The 21522-nt window shown below is 39.7% G+C and carries 20 protein-coding genes and 1 riboswitch; of the genes, 7 read left to right on the top strand and 13 right to left on the bottom strand.

What is annotated here, in order from left to right:
• Positions 1-15: 15 nt before the first annotated feature.
• The 11 genes from B3C94_RS19705 to B3C94_RS19655 all read right to left on the bottom strand — a co-directional run bounded on the left by B3C94_RS19705 (position 16) and on the right by B3C94_RS19655 (position 9567).
• A complete protein-coding gene (locus tag B3C94_RS19705; protein ID WP_293906882.1) occupies positions 16-540 on the bottom strand; it encodes a DUF1572 family protein in 525 nt (174 codons plus the stop codon).
• A gap of 238 nt (positions 541-778) precedes the next feature.
• The gene (locus tag B3C94_RS19700) at positions 779-1522 is read right to left on the bottom strand and encodes a GIN domain-containing protein (protein WP_293906880.1); all 744 of its coding nucleotides are present in this window, start codon (positions 1520-1522) and stop codon (positions 779-781) included.
• Between the two features lie 252 nt (positions 1523-1774).
• The gene (tenA, locus tag B3C94_RS19695) at positions 1775-2431 is read right to left on the bottom strand and encodes a thiaminase II (RefSeq protein WP_293906878.1); all 657 of its coding nucleotides are present in this window, start codon (positions 2429-2431) and stop codon (positions 1775-1777) included.
• On the bottom strand, positions 2418-3257 hold the full coding sequence (thiD, locus tag B3C94_RS19690; RefSeq protein ID WP_293906876.1) for a bifunctional hydroxymethylpyrimidine kinase/phosphomethylpyrimidine kinase: 840 nt from the start codon (positions 3255-3257) through the stop codon (positions 2418-2420). Before thiD ends, tenA begins: the two co-directional genes overlap by 14 nt.
• Positions 3254-3886, bottom strand: a complete 633-nt coding sequence (gene thiE, locus B3C94_RS19685; RefSeq protein ID WP_293906874.1) for a thiamine phosphate synthase — start codon at positions 3884-3886, stop codon at positions 3254-3256. Before thiE ends, thiD begins: the two co-directional genes overlap by 4 nt.
• Entirely contained in the window at positions 3876-4679 is an 804-nt protein-coding gene (thiM, locus tag B3C94_RS19680) for a hydroxyethylthiazole kinase (RefSeq protein WP_120332591.1), read from the bottom strand. Before thiM ends, thiE begins: the two co-directional genes overlap by 11 nt.
• Positions 4680-4761: 82 nt before the next feature.
• Positions 4762-4854, bottom strand: a riboswitch (TPP riboswitch).
• Positions 4855-4917: 63 nt separating this feature from the next.
• A complete protein-coding gene (locus B3C94_RS19675) occupies positions 4918-5760 on the bottom strand; it encodes a VanW family protein (protein ID WP_293906871.1) in 843 nt (280 codons plus the stop codon).
• Between the two features lie 125 nt (positions 5761-5885).
• Positions 5886-7136 (bottom strand): hypothetical protein, encoded by a 1251-nt coding sequence (locus B3C94_RS19670; protein ID WP_293906869.1) that lies wholly within the window; start codon positions 7134-7136, stop codon positions 5886-5888.
• Between the two features lie 33 nt (positions 7137-7169).
• Positions 7170-7913, bottom strand: a complete 744-nt coding sequence (locus tag B3C94_RS19665) for a dienelactone hydrolase family protein (protein WP_293906867.1) — start codon at positions 7911-7913, stop codon at positions 7170-7172.
• A gap of 118 nt (positions 7914-8031) precedes the next feature.
• On the bottom strand, positions 8032-8877 hold the full coding sequence (locus B3C94_RS19660) for an NAD(P)-dependent oxidoreductase (protein ID WP_293906865.1): 846 nt from the start codon (positions 8875-8877) through the stop codon (positions 8032-8034).
• Positions 8878-8937: 60 nt separating this feature from the next.
• Positions 8938-9567 (bottom strand): Crp/Fnr family transcriptional regulator, encoded by a 630-nt coding sequence (locus tag B3C94_RS19655; protein ID WP_075993423.1) that lies wholly within the window; start codon positions 9565-9567, stop codon positions 8938-8940.
• A 429-nt stretch (positions 9568-9996) separates the two neighbouring features.
• Between B3C94_RS19655 and B3C94_RS19650 the strand changes: the two genes are divergently transcribed.
• The 3 genes from B3C94_RS19650 (at position 9997) to B3C94_RS19640 (ending at position 14365) form a co-directional block, all read left to right on the top strand.
• Positions 9997-12609 carry a TonB-dependent receptor gene (locus B3C94_RS19650; RefSeq protein ID WP_293906862.1) on the top strand — a complete coding sequence of 871 codons (2613 nt, stop codon included), beginning with the start codon at positions 9997-9999 and terminating at the stop codon, positions 12607-12609.
• A 102-nt stretch (positions 12610-12711) separates the two neighbouring features.
• Positions 12712-13095, top strand: coding sequence for a hypothetical protein (locus B3C94_RS19645; RefSeq protein WP_088162243.1), 384 nt, complete (start codon positions 12712-12714; stop codon positions 13093-13095).
• 49 nt (positions 13096-13144) lie between these two features.
• Positions 13145-14365 (top strand): tetratricopeptide repeat protein, encoded by a 1221-nt coding sequence (locus B3C94_RS19640; RefSeq protein ID WP_293906857.1) that lies wholly within the window; start codon positions 13145-13147, stop codon positions 14363-14365.
• Positions 14366-14421: 56 nt separating this feature from the next.
• On the opposite strand, the gene B3C94_RS19635 is transcribed toward B3C94_RS19640, so the two are convergent.
• Entirely contained in the window at positions 14422-15261 is an 840-nt protein-coding gene (locus B3C94_RS19635) for a prephenate dehydrogenase (protein ID WP_293906855.1), read from the bottom strand.
• A 23-nt stretch (positions 15262-15284) separates the two neighbouring features.
• Positions 15285-16445: a pyridoxal phosphate-dependent aminotransferase gene (locus tag B3C94_RS19630; RefSeq protein ID WP_293906853.1), complete on the bottom strand. Its 1161-nt coding sequence runs from the start codon at positions 16443-16445 to the stop codon at positions 15285-15287.
• 266 nt (positions 16446-16711) lie between these two features.
• Here B3C94_RS19630 and B3C94_RS19625 point away from each other — a divergent pair, with 266 nt between their 5' ends.
• From B3C94_RS19625 to B3C94_RS19610, 4 genes are all read left to right on the top strand, one after another.
• Positions 16712-18535, top strand: a complete 1824-nt coding sequence (locus B3C94_RS19625) for an ABC transporter ATP-binding protein (RefSeq protein ID WP_293906851.1) — start codon at positions 16712-16714, stop codon at positions 18533-18535.
• Between the two features lie 103 nt (positions 18536-18638).
• Positions 18639-19838, top strand: a complete 1200-nt coding sequence (mqnE, locus tag B3C94_RS19620) for an aminofutalosine synthase MqnE (RefSeq protein ID WP_293906848.1) — start codon at positions 18639-18641, stop codon at positions 19836-19838.
• Positions 19839-19851: 13 nt separating this feature from the next.
• Positions 19852-20478 (top strand): histidine phosphatase family protein, encoded by a 627-nt coding sequence (locus tag B3C94_RS19615; RefSeq protein ID WP_293906846.1) that lies wholly within the window; start codon positions 19852-19854, stop codon positions 20476-20478.
• Complete coding sequence (locus B3C94_RS19610) at positions 20471-21199, top strand: menaquinone biosynthetic enzyme MqnA/MqnD family protein (protein WP_293906844.1); 729 nt, start codon at positions 20471-20473, stop codon at positions 21197-21199. The genes B3C94_RS19615 and B3C94_RS19610 overlap by 8 nt, the downstream gene beginning before the upstream one ends.
• Positions 21200-21522 lie beyond the last annotated feature (323 nt).

The raw sequence follows: 21522 nt of genomic DNA, 5'->3' as shown, positions 1-21522 counted from the left end.
GCAGAGATTTACCCGCTATTTTTCCCTGTTGAATTTTTCCTTATTATAGGATGCAGAAGCGCCTTTGGGTATAGATAAGGAGGACCATTTTTCATCGATACATATTTTTCCGATATAAACAATCTGCCCGATATGATAGGGGTAATGTGCAATCTGCCGCAAAATAGCCTCCATGACAGTATGCTCTTCATTGCGTATAAAGATAACTTTTTCTAGATCTCCTTCTACGAGAGACTCAATGGCTTGAAACAGACAATTCCATCCGGCATCCCAATGATCAAGAAGCTCCTCGCGGTTTGTCCAGGTATTCTCAAATTCCAGATCCCGGTTTCTATTATCTTTTTCTCCGTCCGTGCTGAGAAAATCGGTCCAACGTGAAAGCATATTTCCACTTAAATGTTTCACAAGCAGTGCAATGCTGTTGCTCGAATCATTTGGCTGCCAAAATAGTTGTTCAGTACTTAATTGATCAAATGTTTTATCACCCAGTGATTTATAATATTGAAATTTTTTTAAGCAGCTCGCTAGAAAGTTATCCATCCTTTTGAAGTTTATGATTTTACACTTTCAAGATACGAAAATGCCAGGAATCCCCGATTACTAGAATCTGGACTCCATGTAAAGAATTGCTTTTGATGACAGGAGGCCGTTGAAGTTGAGTAGGATAGGGAAAGATAATCGGTTAAAAAAGCAAAGGTGATACTGGGGTATGTATCACCTTTAAGCTAACTAAACATTAAACATAAATAAACAGTCTTTTTAAAGACCACACTAAAAATTATAATACTACTCTGCCACTTGTTGATTTGTCAACCTGGACATTTTTTGGCTGATTTTTTAACGCAATTCTTGCCGACGTAGAGACATTTCCCTGTAAGTTTTCCTTCACGCTAAGCGTTACATTGGCAGACGAATTGGCTTGTATTTGCGCATTTGTTGTCGTGAAACGGCTCATATCAACCGATGCTGAGGAGTTGGTGTTCAGATCTAAATTTGAAGCGCTACCCGCAATTTCCTGCTTAGACGAACTGCTTGCCGCTACTTGCAAGTTTTTACTGCTGACTTCTGTCGTTAACTTACTTGAAGAGCTCGTTGAAAGATTTATATCATCCGCAATTAATTTTTTAAGGGATATTTTTGCGGAAGAGGATACGTCTACAGAAATTTTGTTTGCCTTAATCGTTTCATCCGTATAGATCGAACTGCTGGATGATGCCGAAAAACGTGTTGGTATCTTGCTTGAGTAAACAATTACGCGATTGTTTCTCGCATTTCTGACAGAACTGTTTCTTTTATACTGTACATAGAGTGTGCCGTTTTTTACAGTCGTTTCGATAAGGGATAAATGCTCAGGATTATCTGCTTCAACAACAACCTCGTTGCGATTAGAGTGGATATAATCTACACGTAATGAAGTTGCCGATGAAATACCATCTGGAGCAGTGATCTTGCGTGTTTCGCGTTCTTGTGCCTGAGCTACATATAAAAATGAAATAAAGGCAATGGTTAAGATTCTTTTCATTATTTTTTTGTTATTAGTTTAAATTTATTGTTACTGAAAGTTTCATTTTAATTTCCCTTTTTATCGTTTCTTATGTGCTTATGCACTTGTGCACACGCTCTATTGTTAACTGCCACCTAGAGTATAATAGTAATGCCAAAACTTTTAATCCGTTTAAAATACTGATTAACACTAGTTTTGTTCCTGAGTGCTATTTTCGTTAATGCTCATTTTTGAACATCAACTGTTCGGTATCGGACAGTTTGCGTTTGTTTACCATACCCTTCGTTCGTAAGCTGCTAACCAGAACTGATACTCTAATTGGGAAGCTGTTATAAATACTTGTCGCATCTTCTCCCGTTTTGTTGCAGTAGTTTCTGCTGCAATTTTGTCAACGTAGTTTTTCGCTTTGATAACGCCCTGTGCAAAGTCGTCACCGCTATAGGTTTCTATCCATTTGGAATAGGGATTCCCCTGTGTATTTGCCGTGGCTACAATATGGTCGCCGACCTCTTTATAAATCCAAAAACAGGGGAGTGTTGCCGCCATAGCGATCTCAACGCTCTCGAAAGCGGCTACGCTTTTAAGAAAATGGACATAATGATGGCAGGTTGGTTCGATTTTGTTGCTCTTGTCGGCAGGACTTAAACCAAATTCCCGAAAGTAATTTTCGTGTAATGCCCGTTCAACAAGAAGCGCATTGCGACCAAATTCGAAGTAGTCCAATGCTTGTTGGTTATCCGCACTTTTTGCACCTATAAAGGCGAGCACACGGCCAAATTCTTCTAAATAGAAAGCATCCTGCTGCATGTAAAATTGAAATTTATCCAGAGGAAGACTGCCATCACTAAGCTGAACAATAAACGGCATAGTAAGTATATCAGAATAAATAGCTGTTATGGATTCCCAGGCATGATCAGTCCAGTTCATATTGAATAAGTTTAATCGGATTGTGGAAGTGATTTAATGGCCCATTTCCTTTGCCAATGACGAGATCTTTGCTACCAGCTATTGCTGCGTGTATATAGGCTAATGCGAAGTCTACTGCGCTATCGAGACCAATGCCTTGTGCCAAATGGCTCGCAATTGCTGAAGAAAGCGAACAACCTGAACCATGTGTATTTTTGCTGTTAATTTTTTGTGATTTGAATTCAATTGCTGGATTCTTGTGCCGGAACAACAGGGATGTTAATTCTTGACTCTGGAGATGCCCGCCTTTAATCAGTACGGATTGACACCCCTTGGCCAACAAGGCATTTCCCGCTTTTTTCATCTTCTCGACATTGTCAATAACTTCGTCTACTAAGACACTTACTTCATCTAAATTGGGAGTAATTAACGTTGCCAAAGGAAAAAGAAGTTCCATGCAGGCCTGAATTGTATCATCGTGAATGAGCTTGTGCCCGCTGGTCGAGACCATGACTGGATCAAATACGATTGGCCCTTTATATTCTTTTAAATAGGCGCTAATAAGCTCCACAAGTTCAATATTGTGTACCATCCCTATTTTGATTGCATCGGGATAGATGTCGTCAAAAATAGCATCTAATTGGTCCTGGACGGCTGCTGTAGGAATTTCATAAATATTTCTTACGCCTTGTGTATTCTGTATGGGTAGGGCAGTTAAGACATTCATGGCATAACATCCTAATGCAGATATGGTTTTGGTATCTGCTTGTATACCTGCACCACCGCTACCATCGAACCCCGCAATGCTGAGTACGGTAGGGACGCGGTATTTTTTATCTTTTGTCATTTGAATAGTTCTTTTAGTTGTGCACTGGCAGCTCTGGGATCTTGACTTTGGCATATGGCCGAAACGACTGCAATGGAGTCTGCACCTGCGTTCCAGGTCTCTTCTGCTGTTTGTAAATTCATCCTTCCGATAGCGATCAATGGTTTTTCCGTCCTACTCCGAAGTTCTTTTAAACCCGTAATTCCCCATTCAGTAACCGTATCTACTTTTGTTTTCGTAGAAAAAATGGGGCTTACACCAAGGTGGTCGACGGCGTACATTTGTTGACTTTCCAGTTGTTGCATGTCTTCTATGGACCAGCCTATAGTTATTTTATCACCATATTTTTCGCGAATAGCGAGCGGTTGCAAATCATTTTGACCCACATGTATTCCCCATGCCTCGATTTGGGCAGCGATTGCTACGGCATCATTGATCACGAGCGGAATACCATAATGATCGGTCAGTTTTTTTAAACGGATGGCTTTATCCAAAAATGTGGCCGGATCGTCAGCTTTTTCGCGCAATTGTATAAGATCGACTCCACCAATAATGGCTTCTTCGGCAACATGGAGCCAATTTTGAGGATAACAGTCCCGCTCAGAAATCACCAAATATAAAGGGTAGGGAAAAAGCGGATTAATGCGCATAGCGTTTGATCTTGAGCTTTGATTTTAGACGTTCTGCATTGAGCTGATAGAGTTCATCGTAGAGATTCAATTGCAGGGTGCCCGGGCCAGCTGCTGTTTGGGCAGCGAGTTCTCCTGCTAAGCTCAAAATGGATACACCGGCAACAGCTGCTTCAAAATATTGGTCTGTAACACCTAGAAATGCACCAATAAGCGCAGTAGCACTACAGCCAAGTCCAGTTACCTGTGTCATTAAAGGGTTGCCATTAAAAACTTCAACCCGGTATTGCTGTGAAAGGATATAGTCTACTTCTCCAGAAATACAGATAATGGAGCCGGTTTGCTCTTGCAATAATTGGCCAAATCGGAGGGCATCTTTACTAGCTGTCGTGCTGTCGACTCCTTTTGTGTTCGGTTGGTTGAAATTGTACAGCGTCATGATTTCTGATGCATTTCCACGAATAACCGTTGGTTTGAGATCCAGTAGATTGGATAATAAATCATTGCGGAATGCTGATATCCCAGCACCAACAGGATCAAGTACCCATGGCCTTCCAATGGTATTGGCATGTTCGGTAGCAACCAGCATAGCTTCGGCAGTATCTTCACTCAAGGTGCCGATATTAATGACAAGAGCTTGTGCAATATCGACAACCTCGCGTACTTCTAATGGACTGTGTACCATCACAGGGGATGCTCCTAGGGCTAAAAGTGCGTTGGCAGTATTGTTCATCACGACTAGGTTTGTGATGTTGTGTATAAGGGGTTTTTCAACCCTCAGCTGCTCTAATAAATTGATAATTGAATCTTCCATTCTTTTTACATATGCTAAGATATACTGTGTGGCCTTGGAGGGAAGAAGAGCGATAGCCTGTGCAGTAAAGGAGTATGCTGTACAGTGGATTTTTGCTTTTCCCTACGCCGGTATAAACCGAATCAGGTTCAAAGGGACTATCTCAATTCTATACAGAATACCCCCAAAGCCAGACCAAACTTAAACAAAAAAGAGGACTTTTCATATCCGTCATTTTTCGATCACTTAGCTTGTTGAATTAATCGGTCGGATTTTGATCGGCACTAATTTCAATATATTCAACAGGGGTATAGGTAACCCGGGCAAAATTTTTGGTCAAAAGTTCGGTTTCTAAAATCTTTCCACCTTGAAACTTTAAAAACTTCTCGCGCCAAATCTCATTTTTACGAAAGAACTGATTGTCTATTTTAAGAAATTGATGTTCTTTTTCAAATACATGGTACGCAAAATCCAGTTCTTGATCAATTCTTAATTCGCCCTCTAAACATTTGTCTGTGAACCAGATATTTATTTGGAAGGTGTAAATCGTGTTGTTGGTGAACTGATAATCACGATAGTTATAAAACACCGTAGCACCACTGCCGAATGGCAAAACACGGCCATCGTCAGGAAAAGGGTCAAAAGAGTGGTGATAACGTTCATTGACGGTGAGTGGACTATGGATAACAAGCCAATGGATGAGATTGGATATTTGACAGATTCCACCGCCAATACCTGCCCTTGCTTCACCAAAAGATAACTCCATGCCGGGTAGATATCCTTTTTTTACAGTAGGTAATCCAACGAGTTTACAAAATGAAAAGGTTTCCTGTGGTCTGATCAGAATGCTATTGATCTGTGCTGCTGCAATTTTCAGGTTGGTAACTTTGTTAATTTGCAATTGCATATTATTTTCGCCCAGTTTTTTTAATAATACCGACTGATGTTTTTTAATACGAAAGGGCAGTTTTTCAGCTGATTTAGCTGTGCTGTATTTTTTGTTGTCAAAGAGCCAAACGGCTTTTCGTTGTACTCTTCTCGCCCATACTGCAATAAAATAGAGTATGGGATGACGTTGACTGATCAGTTTTCTTTTTCTCAATTTGACGTTTATGTATCGCTATCAAAATTAGTGCAGAAATGTGTTTTTTGCCGTATTTCGTCGAATATTTTTTTATCAAAATCAAGAATCTTATTGTCTGAGCTTAGTGCAGTTTTTCAGTTCGTTTAGTTGGTTTTCTTTGCCTGTATGTATTTTGCTGTTAACTTTCCCTCCTTGTTATATATCAAGCTTTCGTAGGTACAGTTTCCGAGATCTTTTACAATAGATTTTTGTTGTAATACACCATCATAATAAAACTCATCAATCGTTTCGTTGGCTCGGTATGATCGCTTGATTTCGGCTGTCAAATGATCGCTTTGATCGAAGGTTTGGCGCAGCGAGTAGTCACTTGTTTCTGGACTATCATACTGATAGCGGACGCGACTTTCTCTTTGATCATTTCTGCCCGAAATCTCTTCAGTAATCCGATTCTGTTGATCATAACTGTAAATGGTCCAGTCTCTCCGTTGATAGACAAAATGAATGGATTCAGTTTTTATAACCTGGAGTTTACTGTTCAAGTGATAAATAATCGCCGATTCGAATGTAGGATCGTAGGAAATAATTGCATCTGCCAGATATCGGTAAATTGTACTGCTGCTCCACTTACTATTTCGAAGGTACTGTATGGAGTCGATAAGTCCTAATTGATTATAGCATCTTTTGTTGTAATAATTATTTCCCCCGGAAAGATTGTTCGATGTGATCTCTTTGCCTTCTTCATATACAGTCGTCATAATTGCACCGGATTGCACCTCATTTTCGTCCGAGAACTGCTGCATTACATAAGTGCCGTTACATTTATTCTTACGCTGACTGTAATAAAGAGGAAGAGCGGAATTTGCGATAATGGCCGCTGCATATTGCCGGGATGGAATAAATTGAACTTGTGCGATTGAGTCAAAGAAATGTGAGGCATTATATTGTGCAGAAGCTTTCGTTGACGCAATTTGTGTGCTGGTGTTTAATATCGGTTTGGCTTCTGCCAGATAGGTATTACTATCGTATATGATCTTGGGTTTGGCTAATCCATCAAACAAGATCATGGCATGACGTTGCTTTAATGACAATACGTCGATAGTCCATTGGTGATTTTTAACGATAAATGTGAGTCTTTTTGCATCCGTTTTCGTCACCAGTAACTTTGTTGTGCTATAAGGTACTAATTTGAAAATCTCAGTTGCCTTTTTTTCGTGGAGACGCATGATAAAATCAGTTGATTTATCGGACTCATTGGTTACAAATAGAACTGCATGCGTTGGGCTAGCTATTGTTAGCGATTTTACTGTTTGCGATGCTGCGCTGGGACTATATAACAGCAATATCAACAATTGAATGATAATCGGATAAATGTGCAGTTTTGCGTTATAATTCATTTGGGTCGATATTGCTGTTGTAGACTTTGCTATTTAATTTAATACTTCTTTCAAAAATAATAAAGTGTGCTCCCAGGCACGTTTAGCCATTACGGGGTTATATTCTGCTGACTCGGGATTCGTAAACGTATGTCCAGAATTTGCGTACGTAATTATTTGCCAGTCTGCTTTTCCTTCATTTAATTCCTTGACCAACCCATCGTAATCTTCTTTTGATACACTTTTATCGGCTGCTGGGTGCTCAACGAGTACTTTTGTTTTGATCGAACCATTGGGTCTGTCGGCAGCTTTGGAGAGGCCTCCATGGATACTGATCACTGCATTGACGGGGAAGCCGGCTCTCGCCGCTTCTAAGGCTCCTGAACCTCCAAAACAATAGCCGATGATAGCAATTCTCGCCGGATCCGCGCCCTCTTTTTTCAGTTGTTCCAATGCGAGCATTATGCGATGCTGATAAGCTTTATAGTCTGTCTTGTAGTGGCCGGCAATTTTCGAAGCTGCGGTGTTGTCTGAGGGAATATTTCCTTCACCGTAGATGTCGGCAATGAACGCGATGTAACCTTCTTTTTCAAGAAGCAATGCAGCTTGTTTCGCTTCGTTGTCAATTCCCTTCCATGCCGGAAGAATTAAGACAGCAGGGCCTTTTTTTGCCCTATTGGCGGTTACCAGTCCATTGAGTTTTTGTTCACCATCCTGGTAAGAAACCTGTTTTAATTGTTGGGCCTGCGTAGTCATGGTGACCATAGTAAGCATCAATAGTGTCATAACTGTTTTCATCTGTAAAGAATTTGTTCCACTCATTATTTTGTGTGATCAGAAATGAACCTAATTTGGAGTCCATCTCAACTAAATATAATTTTCAATGTACATTTTTTTCACTGTCGCCAACCTGAAGCTACGACTTGATGGATTCAATGATACCAATAACATCGAGCTGTCCGAGACCTCGATCGTGTGCTTTCCCGTAGGTTTCGAGTAAGGTCTTGAGGAGGGGATAGTCAGCACCGGCTTGTTGAGCCAGTCGAATATCTTTCAGCATAAGGTCTAGCGCGAATGCAGGACTGTAGTTCTCTTCCACCAATAATGGTGTTTTCACTTTTGTTGCCCCACTGCCGCTGGCACTATCGTTGATGATTTCGAGCATATCGCTTCGTTGAATTCCCAGTTTATCTGAAAATAAGATCGTCTCCGCGAGACCTTGGTAGATCGTCGAAAGGAAATAGTTGATCGCAAGTTTAGCGGCAATTCCCTGGCCATTTTCGCCGAGATGTTTGATCGATTTTCCCATCTGCTCGAGGTATAGTCGGACGCGATGAAGGTCTTCGGGGTCACCACCGACCATAATAATAAGCGTACCCTCAGTCGCTGGTTTGGTACTGCCGGCAACGGGAGCATCTATAAAAGCAGCGCCTTTTTCTTTTAGCTTAGTGGCTATTGAAATACAGCGTTCACGAGATATTGTACTCATATCGACAAATAATTTGCCTTTGATCTCCCTTTGTAGGATTTTTTCATATACTTCGCTGACTGCTTCATCATTTGTGAGCATGGAGAATATAATGTCGCTATGATCGACTAATTCACCTATATCTTCTCTGATAATTGATTGCTCTTCAAAGCCTGCTGCTTTAGCCTTGTTTCTATTGTAAACAGAAAGGGGGAATCCTGCTTTTTCTAGATTTTTAGCCATGGGGTATCCCATGTTTCCTAATCCTATAAATCCTAATTTTTCTATCTTCATCTAAAAATTACATTAATTGCTCTTGAAATTTACGTATAGCTAAAGATACAAATGTTTTGCTCATTCCACTAATACCCTAATTTCGTTACGAAGTAGCACTATTTTATCTTCCTGTTCCAGTTTTTTTAAAATTCGGGAGACAACGACTCGGGATGTATTTAAATCGGAAGCGATATCCTGATGCGTAAGGGTGAGTATTCGGTCGTCATTCAGCTTCACTTTGGCTTTCAAATAGTTGATGATGCGTTCTTCCATGTTGGAAAAAGCTAGACTATCAACAGCTTGTAACATTTCGTCCATACGGCTTGAATAGCTTGATATGATGAAATTTCGCCAGGAAGGGTATTTTCCCATCCAAAGGTTGACAAGCTCATTTGGAATCATGGCTACAGTCGTTGTTTTTTCTGCGAGCGCACGAATTTCACTTTTTTTATTCCCGAGACAACAGGCTATCGACATTGTACAGGTTTGACCTTTTTCCAGATAGTAGAGCAACAATTCGCCTTTATCTTCATCCTCCCGGACAATTTTTATTGCCCCATCCAAGAGGAGAGGCATAGCCTTGATATATTGATTGGTATCAATGATGAGATCACCTTCACGGAACGTTTTTATATGCGCGTTTTCCGCTATTTCAGCGATTAGTTCCGGTTCAAGAATGCCTGTATAAGCTTGTTCTATGGATAACATATTTTTTAAATTAGTTAAAGTTAATTATTTATAAGCTTATTTCAGCTGTTGTGGGAAGAAAAGGAAGTCGGTGGAAATGGCGGATTGAAAGAAACAATTTTTAGCAGCTCATGAGGATAGGCTATAAAATCTTGTGTCCAATACATAAAAATTGTAAAATTGATAAATTTTGATTTATTCAAAACAGACAAAATATTATTCTGATTATTTTTGATGTTTTTTCAAGAATAGGATGAATGTATTGTATTTATTTTATCAATGCTGTATTTTTATTGGCTCTTTTTGCTGAAATTTGCTGTTTTTCTGTGGAAGATTAAAATTTATTCTTTCTATATAGAGATACTGCATGATATTGGTATTGTTAAAATTAGTTAAAAAGACAATCAATTCCTAATTTTGCGGCACAAAAACAAAACAATCACATCTAACATGAAAAAGTCTTTACTTTTTTTTGCCCTTGTTTTTGCTAGTTATAGTGCCGTTCAAGGTCAAACAGCAAATACTGGTTCGGTTTCAGGAGTTGTCAAAGAAGCTACTGGACAAACGGTTAAAGGAGCAACCATTAAAATTACCCACATCCCAAGTGGACAAGTAGTAAGTGGCTCAGCCGATGCCCAAGGAAAATTTCAAATTTCAAATCTTCAAGAAGGAGGCCCCTACAAAGTAGAGGTAACTTACATTGGCGAAACGCCTGTTGTTTTCGAAAACATCATGCTGAAATCGGGGGAATCGTTGAATATCAATCCAATTTTTACGGCTGGATCTTCAACAAATTTGGATGAGGTTGTTGTTGTCGGTCATGGGGTTATCGATATTGCGGCAGGAAGAAAGACGCCGATTGCCGTTTCGACGATCCGTAAGCAGGATTTAGAGGAAAGGGTAGGAGCACAGGATATTACTTCAGCATTAGCTAATACCCCTTCGGTTTATATCACTGGTCAGGCAAAAGGTTTTGGTGAGTCTTCTATGACAACGCGTGGTTTTGACCAGTCCAATACAGCATTTTTGTTGAACGGTCAGCCTATCAATGGTATGGACAATGGAAGTGTATATTGGTCAAATTGGTCGGGACTTACAGATATCGCCTCTTTAGTGCAGATTCAACGTGGTTTGGGATCATCTAAGTTAGCGATTTCATCTGTCGGCGGAACCGTAAATTACGTGACACAATCCACTGCAATGAAAGAGGGCGGTTTTGTCCGCACCACTGTTGGTAACGATATGTTTATGAAGGCAACGGTAGGTTACAATACCGGTCTTATGAAAAACGGTTTTGCTGTTTCGGCTATGTTTACACAGTGGTCAGGTAACGGTTATATGGACCATACAGAAGGTGCTGGACAAAGTTATTTCTTGTCTGTTGGATATAAAGCGAATGAAAAGCACAACCTGAACTTTATGGTAACGGGTGCACCACAGTGGCACAACCAGGGGTATACCTCAAAATTGTCTAACTATCTCGCTAATGGCAGACGTTATAACGACAATTATAAGGATGCAAACGGCGTGATGATGAATGCACAAAAGAACTTTTATCATAAGCCAGTAGCCAATTTGAACTGGGATTGGACGATCGATGATAAATCATCTTTGTCAACTGTCGTTTACGCATCGTTAGCCGCTGGGGGTGGTCAATCCTTGCGAAGCGATAAATACAATACAGGAAAATATTTAGCTGCTGATGTGAACAATCACCAATGGTTTGGTATAGTTTCTAACTATAATCGTAAACTTTCAGAATCCTTGAATTTCAATGTCGGTTTTGATGTAAGGGACTATAAAGGTACACACTATCGTAAATTGACTGATCCACTTGGAAATACAAATGGTGTCGTATTAGGCGGTAATGTTAATTTCCCTAATAAGCCATTGGTTACGAATACATACTCAACGAACCCTTGGAAAGCTTTCTCAAGTAAACCGGATTCGCGTGAAGATCGTTTAGCTTGGGATTACAATCAATACATCCGTTACGGAGGTCTGTTCGGTCAATTGGAATATGCGAAAAATGGCTTTACAGCGTTTTTCCAAGGATCGGTTTCCGAACAACAAAACAAACGTTCTGATTATTTTCAATACACGCCAGGTAATGAGGATTCTAAAGACGTGAACAATTTTGGCTACAATACGAAGGGTGGTGTAAGTTATACATTGGGGCATCATAGTGTTTTTGGTAATGCGGGGTACTATTCCCGTCAACCTTATCAAAACAATATTTTCATGAATTTTGCAAATGATATTAATGAAAATGCTGAAAATGAAAAAATCCTTGGTTTAGAGGCTGGTTATAAATTTGCTTCTCGATTCTTGGATGTGAATGTGAATGTTTACCGCACAACCTGGGAAAACCGTGTTACGGGTAGTTCGAGTTTAGCGACGGCAGATGATGTGAAAAAATACAATCCAACAAATGATCCTGGTATTTTGGTCGAAGGAGCCTATTTATATACAACAAATTACGGTGTAAAACAGGTGCATAGAGGGGTAGAAGTTGATTTTGAGGCCCGTCCAATCGAAAAATTAAGCCTAACAGGGTTTTTATCGATAGGTGACTGGAAATACGATGGCGCAGTAAATTCGGTTGTACGTAACGATAACCGCGTCGAATTGGGACGTTCTCAGGTTAATTTAACTGGTGAACATGTTGGTAACGCAGCGCAAACTTCTTATGGATTTGGTGCTAAATATAAAGTGTTTAAGGGCTTGTCTGTTGACGCAAACTACAGATACTATGAGCGTTTGTATGCATCGAATTATCGTAGAGAAGTAATAGATGGCCAAACTTATGGACGCTATATGAAATTACCGTCTTTTAATCTTTTGGATGCCGGTCTTTCTTACAATGTCAAAGTAAGTGACAAGAACAGTATGAGTTTCCGTGTCAACATGAACAATGTGTTGAATAAGTTCTATATTTCGGAAGCTACTTCGAGTAACTTGGTGACAGATGTGAACAATACTTGGAATGGTATTGATACTTCCAATTTTGTTTTGATCGGACAGGGTAGAACTTGGAATGCATCTGTGAAATTTACATTCTAATAAGATTTACGTCGAATACAAAAGGCCCACAATTATTTTGTGGGCCTTTTTTTGTTTTTTAATAAAAACTTAATAATTTTAGGTGATCTAATTGTCAACCTGATGTTGCATAAATTAATTTGTCTGGAAAATTTACAGATCGGTACTGTCCATTTTTCTGCTTTTGTTGTTAATTTGGATGGTGGAAATACAGGCTTTGCTTTATTTATTAACCAAGAAAATGACCCAATCTTTATTTTTCGAAAAGAAAAGAAAAATGAGGTATCTTTCCATGTAAATGAAGAGCAATTCTTTTGGATTGTAAAAAACAGCCAGTTTACACCAGGAGAACGTCAAGACTTTTTTGCTGAATTTGTTGAATTCCTGCGTTTGATGGAAGAGAAGGTTTCCAATTATGTTTTCAAAAAGGAAAAATTAATCAAATTTACAAATTCGAGGGATATTGTCCGCTATAAATATTTATACCTGACAGGTGAAATTAGTTGATAAGAACACCCGATTATAATATCCGATCTCCCGTTAGATTTCTTTTGTAATGAAATTTAGCTTAGTTTTGGGTATGAAGCATATGTTTTCAAATCTAGCTGTTATTCTACAAAACAATACTTTTGTGGAATCAGATTTTACACTGCCAGTACCCGTACTTCTTGCTAAGTTTTCTTTTTTACCTATTTCATCATTTTTTCCGGAAGCGAGTTTATCTTTTTCCGCTGATTGGCTAGATACCATCCAGCAGAGCGCGATTAGATCTACATTGGAAGGGTTTAATGTCGGAATCAGTGGTGATGGTAATCCTGTCGCTTTACTTGAGCAGGCGATTGCTTTGACTAATCATGCACTTGCTTATAGCTATTTGGGGCTTTATTATTTTAAAATAGCGGCATATGACCAAGCTATTGCAACGTTTACAAGCGCAATCGAACAGTATAAAGAGGAGCCATTTTTTTATGCGAGCCGTTGTTTAGTTTATCGACTCATCGATGAAGACGAAGGTGCTTTCTATGATTATCAGATTGCCAAGAGACTGGATTTTAATTATCATAGTGTATTGGAATGGGCGGAGAATCAAGCTGAACTCACTTACTTTGAGGCCGATAATTTGGTTATTCAAGAGCTGGAATCGAAGCCAAAGCAGCTGAATACTGACGAAATAAATTCATTAGGACTTGAATATGTTCATTGCTATAGCTACTTAAAAGCAATCGGTCTTTATTCTTCTGCTATTGCGGAGTCCGACAACAAGGATAGCAATCTGTTTGTTTTTAGAGGAAGTTTGTATCTGAAATTGACCTGTTTTGAGTTGGCATTGTCTGATTTCAATCAGGCTATTGCTCTTGATGAGAATCGTTCTGCAGCCTATATATTTCGCGCTAAAGTGTTTGAATCCTATCGCAATTACCAAAGTGCGCTGGAAGACTATGCCAAAGCGGAGGAAATAGATCGTGATTCATCGATCGTATACGAAGAAAGGGCATCTTTGTTTGAGCGATTGGGAAATTTTGAGGAAGCATTATTGGATTTTGACCGGCTTGTTACGCTCAATCCGGAAGATTTTTATGTGTATTCATTACGAGCCGATTTGAATGAAAAGTTGGAGGATTTACCAGGCGCACTGGCAGATTACTCGAAAGCGATCGATTTGAATCCATATTATTCTGATTTGTATTCATATCGCGCAGCAATTCGTGAAAAATTGGGTGATCCTATCGGGGCAAAAGCCGACCTGGATAAATTTAATGAGTTGGAAGATGAATAAAAAAAGTCCACCAAAAGGTGGACTTCTTTATTCATCTATTTTAACTAAAGCACGCTTTACTTAATGATCCTTTTTATCTTATTGGAACGGGTAATAAGTTTGTGCAATTTGTCATAATCCTCGGTGGCAATAGAATCGTGCAGGGATTGAAGCTGCTTGATATGTTCTTCTAGTACTTCGAGTACATTTTCGCGATTTTGTTTGAAAATCGGTGTCCACATATCGGGCGAACTTTTAGCCAGGCGTACCGTAGATTCAAATCCCGAGCCCGCCAGCTCAAAGATACGTCCCTGAGATTTTTCTTTTTCCAATACCGTTAAGGCGAGGGCGAAAGAGGTCAGGTGAGAGATGTGTGATACATAAGCCGTATGTACATCATGTTCGTCTGCATTCATAAAACAGCTGCGCATCTCCAATTGGTCGGTTATGGCATCGGCGATCTCGAAAGCATCCTCATCAGTTTTAAATGCTTCGACATATACCATCATCTTGCCTTTGAATAAGCCTGCTATTGCAGCCTCAGGCCCCGAATACTCTGTTCCCGCCATTGGATGGGCAGCGACATAGCGCCCCCTGTTAGGATGATCCTTGATTTTATTGAGAATATTTGTTTTTGTTGATCCCATGTCAATAACAACCTGATCAGTAACTTGATCCAGTATTTGGGGAACAACTTGTAAAATGGCATCTACAGGAATTGTAAGCACCAATACTTTACACGTCTTAATGGCGTCTTCCAAGCTGGCCGTTTCGTCGATGAAGCCGATCTGCATCGCTTTATCCAAGTTTTTTTGACTCTTATCTACACCGATTATTTTGTCGCAAAATTTTGTTTCTTTTAGGCGAATGGCAGCCGAACCACCTATTAAGCCTACGCCGACAATGGCTATGTTCATATATAAACAATTATATTAAGTTCTTAGAAACTATCTTTTATTCGCTGGATTGATTCTTTGAGCACCTCTACCGTCGCACAAAGACTGATACGTATATACTGATCACCCTTATCTCCGAAAATTCCGCCCGGTGTAATAAATACCCGCGATTTTTCCAAAACTGCATCACTCAGTGCATAGCCATTCTTGTATTTTTCCGGAATGCGGGCCCATACGAAAAGCCCTACTTGGTCTTTTTGATAGGAACAAGCTAACAAATCCATAATCTCATAAACCTGTTGGCGTCTTTCCGCATAAATCTTGTTTAGATCAGTATACCAGGTGGCATCCAGTTGCAAGGCTTTTGCAGCAGCTAACTGGACAGGTAAAAACATGCCCGAATCCATATTGCTTTTGAAACGAAGCACTTGGTTTATACGTTCTTCGGCGCCTACGAGTACACCAATTCGCCATCCAGCCATATTAGAAGACTTGCTCAGCGAATTCAATTCAATAGCTACATCTTTCGCTCCTGTAATACTCATAATACTTCTTGGTGTATCTGTCAAGATAAAGCTATACGGATTGTCGTGACAAATCAGTATGTTGTGTTCTTTGGCAAACTGAATCAGCTCTTGATAGAATGCATCAGGTGCGGATGCACCTGTAGGCATGTGCGGATAGTTTATCCACATCAATTTAACCTTTGACAAGTCTTGCTTTTTGAGCGCATCTAAATCAATAAGCCAGTTTTTCTCCTGGGTAAGATTATAGGTTATTGCTTCGGCGCCACTTAGCCTTACAGCAGCGGCATAAGCCGGATAACCCGGGTTGGGAATAAGTGCCTGATCACCTTCTTGAAGGTAGGTCATACAAATGTGCACAATACCCTCTTTTGATCCAATTAAGGGCAATATTTCGGTATTGGGATCAAAAGTCGCATTATAATAACGTTGGTACCAATCAGCAACGGCTTGTCTTAGGGCAGGAGCACCTTTATAATTTTGATAGCCATGCACATTTGGAAGTTGGGCATTCGTATTTAATGTCTCGATCACCTCCGGGTGTGGAGGCAAATCCGGACTTCCAATTCCTAGGTTGATTACACGCGCACCCTGTTTGTTCAATTCATCAATTTCTCTTAATTTTTTGGAGAAATAATATTCTTCAGTGTGCTGCAATCTTTTGGCAACGTCTATTTGCATTTTATTTTAATAAATTTGGTATTTGAATAAGGCTAAATTAGGGAATTATCTATTAAAAGGAGATTTTTTTATCGATTTTTCAAGCTGAACAAGCTGAATGCTTTGTTCTTGAGATGCAACAAATTTTATAGTCCCTTGCTAGGATATGCGCTTTTCTTGATTAATTTGTTATTTTTGTTCAATTTCCTCGTCAAAAATCTGAAAGGTAGAGGAGAGACCGACAAATGACTTTTCGTATAAAGGTAATTTGTCTAAGTTCAAAATAAATGAAAACATATTTTAGGCTCTTATCGTTTGCTAAACCCATTGAGAAATTTGCAATCCCATATGTAATTTTCACGCTTATCACGGTTATTTTTAGCACATTGAATTTAGCATTACTTGCTCCGTTACTCCATACACTTTTTAATGCTGGTCAAACTACCAGCGAGGCAGTCAAGCCGGAAACTTATACGGATATTCTCGCCTGGTTTAACTACTACGCGGGTGTTGCCAATAACCAGTTTGGAGCTTATGGCGCATTGAAATACGTCTGTATTGTGATTGTGATTTCCGTATTTGTTAGTAATCTGTTCCGCTACTTCTGTCAGCGTATTATGGAGAATTTCCGTATTCATACGCTGCTCAAATTACGTAGAGCGGTATTTGATAGTGTGATGGATTTACATGTTGGTTATTTTACAGGTCAGCGAAAAGGAGATATTGTTTCTAAAGTTGCGTCTGATGTACAGGTCGTGCAGTACTCTGTTACGGGGACTTTGCAGGTGGTTTTTAAGGAACCATTGCAATTGATAGCTTATATTGTGATGCTTTTTAATATCTCTGCGCAATTGACATTCTTTTCACTCTTGGTGATTCCTATCTCTGGATTCTTTATTGCAAGGATTGTTAAAAACCTCAAAAGTCAGGCTCATGCTGCTCAGGAATCTTACGGTAATATGATTTCCTATCTGGATGAAGCGTTGTCAGGCATTAAAATTATCAAAGCTTTCAATGCGGTATCCTTTATTAAGAACAGATTTCATAATGAAAACGAACATTATGCAAATATCGGCCGTTCTATGGCTAGAAGACAACAGTTAAGTTCGCCCGTTTCCGAATTGCTGGGGGTAATTATGGTGGCTATTATTCTTTTGTATGGAGGCCACTTGGTGCTTTCCGGTGACAAGAGTTTAACCGCTCCCGAATTTATTGCCTATATCGCTATTTTTTCACAGGTGATGCGCCCCGCAAAAGCTTTAACAGATTCTTTTAGCGGTATCCACAATGGTCTTGCTGCTGGCGAAAGGGTATTGGAGCTCATTGATGAAAAGACTGAAGTGAAAGATCGTACGGATGCGAAGGCCGTGAAAAGCTTTGAGAAGAATATTGTATTTAACCAGGTAAACTTTTCATATACCAAAGATAAAGAGATTCTCCAGAACATTGATTTGACGATTGAAAAGGGGAAAGTCGTTGCCTTGGTAGGGCCTTCAGGTGGAGGGAAATCGACGTTGGTTGATTTAATTCCCCGTTTTATGGATGTCACAGGCGGACAAATTCTCTTTGATGGTACTGATTTACGGGATTTAAAACAGGACTCTTTACGTGATATGATCGGTGTGGTCAATCAGGAATCCATCTTGTTTAATGACACGATCTTCAATAACATTGCATTTGCCAATCTTTCTGCAAGCCAGGAAGAGGTAGAAGCAGCTGCGCGCATTGCCAATGCACATGAGTTTATTTTGAAAACAGAACATGAATATCAGACTAACATTGGTGATCGGGGTGGTAAATTATCTGGTGGACAACGCCAGCGGATCTGTATCGCACGGGCTGTTTTAAAGAATCCGCCAATTATGCTTCTTGATGAGGCGACTTCTGCTTTAGATACCGAGTCTGAGAAATTGGTGCAGGACTCACTTTACAAATTAATGGACAATAGGACAACGGTTGTTATTGCGCATCGTTTAAGTACCATTCAGAATGCGGATAAAATTGTCGTTATTGAAGCGGGAAAAATTGTCGAGGAGGGCAGCCATAGTGAGCTTATCCAGCGCGACGGTTTATACCGAAAACTAATAGAGATGCAACAGTTCACAGACTAAGTTCCTTTTTTAAGAGCTTTGTCAAATTAGTTGTTGTCACATTTTTTATTATAACTTTTGTTGCCTTTTCGGTACATTTGATTTAAGATAGGAGATACATTTAATGAACGCAATAGATAAATTGAATTTCTTGATTAACGACAAAAATCTAGCTGTCGAATTGAGAGATATAGCGGAGAAAGTGTTGCGAGAGGAGCGTATCACTTTTGATGAAGGAGTTCTTTTATATGAAAAAGGTGAGTTAGGCTATCTTGGTGTGCTTGCTAACTATATTCGTGAGAAACGTCATGGTGATCATACTTTTTTCAATCGCAATTTTCACATCGAGCCAACTAATGTTTGTGTCTATGACTGTAAGTTCTGTTCTTATTCGAGATTAATAAAAGAACGGGCTGAAGGTTGGGAGATGGAAGTCGATGGCATGATGGACATTGTGAAAAAGTATGACAATGAGGCCGTTACCGAAGTTCATATTACGGGCGGCGTTGTTCCCAAACAAAACCTTGAATTTTATGCCGATTTTTTTCGTAAATGTAAGGCACACCGGCCAGCGCTACATATCAAAGGACTGACACCCGTAGAATATTACTATATTTTCAAGAAAGCAAAATTGAGCCATTACGATGGATTGAAATATTTGCAATCCTGCGGTTTGGACTCTATGCCGGGTGGTGGTGCGGAAATCTTTCATCCGGAAGTAAGAGAGCAGATCGCGCATGATAAATGTACGGCCGAACAATGGTTGGATATTCACGAGCAGGCGCATAAGTTGGGCATGCATACAAATGCAACGATGCTTTACGGTCATATTGAGCAGTTTTGGCATCGTGTAGATCATATGGAACGCTTAAGACAGCTTCAGGATAAAACTGGTGGCTTTCAGACCTTCATCCCTTTAAAATTTAGAAACAAAGAGAACCAAATGTCTCATATCCCTGAAGTATCCGTTATTGAAGACTTACGGAACTATGCTATTGCTCGAATTTACATGGATAATTTTGATCATATCAAGGCCTATTGGGCAATGATCTCGAGAGATACGGCGCAGTTATCCTTAGCCTTTGGGGTAGATGATATCGATGGAACGTTGGATGACACTACAAAAATATACAGCATGGCAGGAGCAGAAGAGCAAAAGCCAGGAATGACCACGCAAGAGGTTGTCGAGCTTATAAAGAATGTTGGACGCCATCCTATTGAAAGAGATACGCTGTATAATGTGGTTACGGATTATAAGGATTTCGTATTTGATCAAGGTAACCAAAAGAAAAGCTATTACGCATTACCCGTTGTTAATTCATAATTAGACTCATACTTTGAAAAAGACATTTTATTTTATACGACACGGACAGACTGATTTAAATCTTAAAGGTATTGTGCAGGGAAGAGGTGTTAATTCACCGCTCAATAAAATGGGAGTAGCACAAGCACAGGCTTTCTTTGAACGGTACAATACAGTGCCTTTTGATAAAATATATACTTCAACTTTATTGCGTACCCATCAAACTGTACAAAGATTCATTGATCTGGATTTGCCTTGGGAGCAGCTTGCTGGATTGGATGAAATAAGCTGGGGCGTTTATGAAGGAAAAGAACAAACACCCGAATTGCTGTCTGGTTTTGAACAATTGGTAGCAGCGTGGCGTAATGGAGAGTTGGATGTCAGTATTGAAAATGGGGAGTCTCCTAATGCGTTAATGACGCGTCAGCAAGCTGCATTGGATCATATGCTTGCCCAAACGGACGAAAAGAATATACTGGTCTGTATGCACGGACGTGCGTTACGGATTATGCTTTGTCTTATGACCGGGCTAGATGCCCGTTATATGGATGATTTCCCACATACAAATACTGCTTTATATAAATTGTCGTATGATAACGGTCAATTTGAGATTATTGACCATTATAATACAACACACTTAGAAGCATTGATAAATGAATAAAATTAGAGTTTCTGCCGTATCGTATACAAATACTTATCCATTTTTGAATGGAATACGTAAATCGAAAGTAATGGAACAAATCGACTTGAGCGTTGATTATCCGAGTGCATGTGCGCAAAAAGTAATCGATGATCAAGCTGATATTGGTATTATTCCTACAGCTGCCTTATTGAGTCTTCCCGAATATTACATCAATACAGATTTTTGCATTGGTACAGAAGGTGCCGTCGATTCTGTTTTTATTTTTGCCAATAAACCTATTGAAGAGGTGAAAACATTACGTCTCGATAAACAGTCGCGCACTTCAAATGGACTAGCCCGCGTCCTGATTAAGAACTATTGGAAAAAAGAAGTGGAATTGGTCACTGACGAATCCGTTGAGCCAGATGCTTACGTTTTAATTGGAGATCGCACCTTTGGCAAAAAGAACGCAGTTCCTTATGTCTATGATTTGGGAAAAGAGTGGTTTAATTTTACAGGATTGCCCTTCGCTTTTGCGCTTTGGGTAAGTAATAAAAAGCTACCGGACTCTTTTGTGGAGCAATTTAATGAAGCTTTAGCGTACGGTGTCGAACATGCAACCGATGTTATTGTCGGCCTCCCAGAGTTCGAAGGTTTTGATTATACCAAATATCTGACGCAGCATCTGAATTTCCATTTAACAGATAAAAAGCGTGAAGCTGTACAATTGTATCTTCGCTACTTAAAAGAATTGGATTAATCTATATTCCATGACTGACCCCAGATCAGTCTTCTATTCTAACATAGACATTCTTAAATCAGATTTGCCAGGTAAGCCTTTCTATACATCATGATGAAGGCTTACTTGGCAATAAGATTGCATTCCAAATTAGCAGATAGCCTCCTGTTTCCCGTTAACCATATCCGATCGGATCACTTGATCAGATTACCATAATTGTTTCTTTCCTATGTTGTGCATTGCTGGCATTTAATTTATGGCCAAATTGACACCATATTATATATTAGGAGTGGGTTAACGCCACTTTTACACGGTATTAACAAGGGGTTACCCCAGCTACCTCC

This window comes from Sphingobacterium sp. UBA5670, assembly GCF_002420705.1.
Classification (GTDB): Bacteria; Bacteroidota; Bacteroidia; order Sphingobacteriales; family Sphingobacteriaceae; genus Sphingobacterium.
This window is presented reverse-complemented; position numbering and strand designations above follow the sequence as displayed.

Excerpts from the sequence above, each read along its gene's own strand:
- B3C94_RS19705 (WP_293906882.1), bottom strand. The coding sequence starts at position 540 with ATGGATAACTTTCTAGCGAGCTGCTTAAAAAAATTTCAATATTATAAA.
- B3C94_RS19700 (WP_293906880.1), bottom strand. The coding sequence starts at position 1,522 with ATGAAAAGAATCTTAACCATTGCCTTTATTTCATTTTTATATGTAGCT.
- tenA (WP_293906878.1), bottom strand. The coding sequence starts at position 2,431 with ATGAACTGGACTGATCATGCCTGGGAATCCATAACAGCTATTTATTCT.
- thiD (WP_293906876.1), bottom strand. The coding sequence starts at position 3,257 with ATGACAAAAGATAAAAAATACCGCGTCCCTACCGTACTCAGCATTGCG.
- thiE (WP_293906874.1), bottom strand. The coding sequence starts at position 3,886 with ATGCGCATTAATCCGCTTTTTCCCTACCCTTTATATTTGGTGATTTCT.
- thiM (WP_120332591.1), bottom strand. The coding sequence starts at position 4,679 with ATGGAAGATTCAATTATCAATTTATTAGAGCAGCTGAGGGTTGAAAAA.
- B3C94_RS19670 (WP_293906869.1), bottom strand. The coding sequence starts at position 7,136 with ATGAATTATAACGCAAAACTGCACATTTATCCGATTATCATTCAATTG.
- B3C94_RS19665 (WP_293906867.1), bottom strand. The coding sequence starts at position 7,913 with ATGAAAACAGTTATGACACTATTGATGCTTACTATGGTCACCATGACT.
- B3C94_RS19660 (WP_293906865.1), bottom strand. The coding sequence starts at position 8,877 with ATGAAGATAGAAAAATTAGGATTTATAGGATTAGGAAACATGGGATAC.
- B3C94_RS19655 (WP_075993423.1), bottom strand. The coding sequence starts at position 9,567 with ATGTTATCCATAGAACAAGCTTATACAGGCATTCTTGAACCGGAACTA.
- B3C94_RS19650 (WP_293906862.1), top strand. The coding sequence starts at position 9,997 with ATGAAAAAGTCTTTACTTTTTTTTGCCCTTGTTTTTGCTAGTTATAGT.
- B3C94_RS19645 (WP_088162243.1), top strand. The coding sequence starts at position 12,712 with ATGTTGCATAAATTAATTTGTCTGGAAAATTTACAGATCGGTACTGTC.
- B3C94_RS19640 (WP_293906857.1), top strand. The coding sequence starts at position 13,145 with ATGAAATTTAGCTTAGTTTTGGGTATGAAGCATATGTTTTCAAATCTA.
- B3C94_RS19635 (WP_293906855.1), bottom strand. The coding sequence starts at position 15,261 with ATGAACATAGCCATTGTCGGCGTAGGCTTAATAGGTGGTTCGGCTGCC.
- B3C94_RS19630 (WP_293906853.1), bottom strand. The coding sequence starts at position 16,445 with ATGCAAATAGACGTTGCCAAAAGATTGCAGCACACTGAAGAATATTAT.
- B3C94_RS19625 (WP_293906851.1), top strand. The coding sequence starts at position 16,712 with ATGAAAACATATTTTAGGCTCTTATCGTTTGCTAAACCCATTGAGAAA.
- mqnE (WP_293906848.1), top strand. The coding sequence starts at position 18,639 with ATGAACGCAATAGATAAATTGAATTTCTTGATTAACGACAAAAATCTA.
- B3C94_RS19610 (WP_293906844.1), top strand. The coding sequence starts at position 20,471 with ATGAATAAAATTAGAGTTTCTGCCGTATCGTATACAAATACTTATCCA.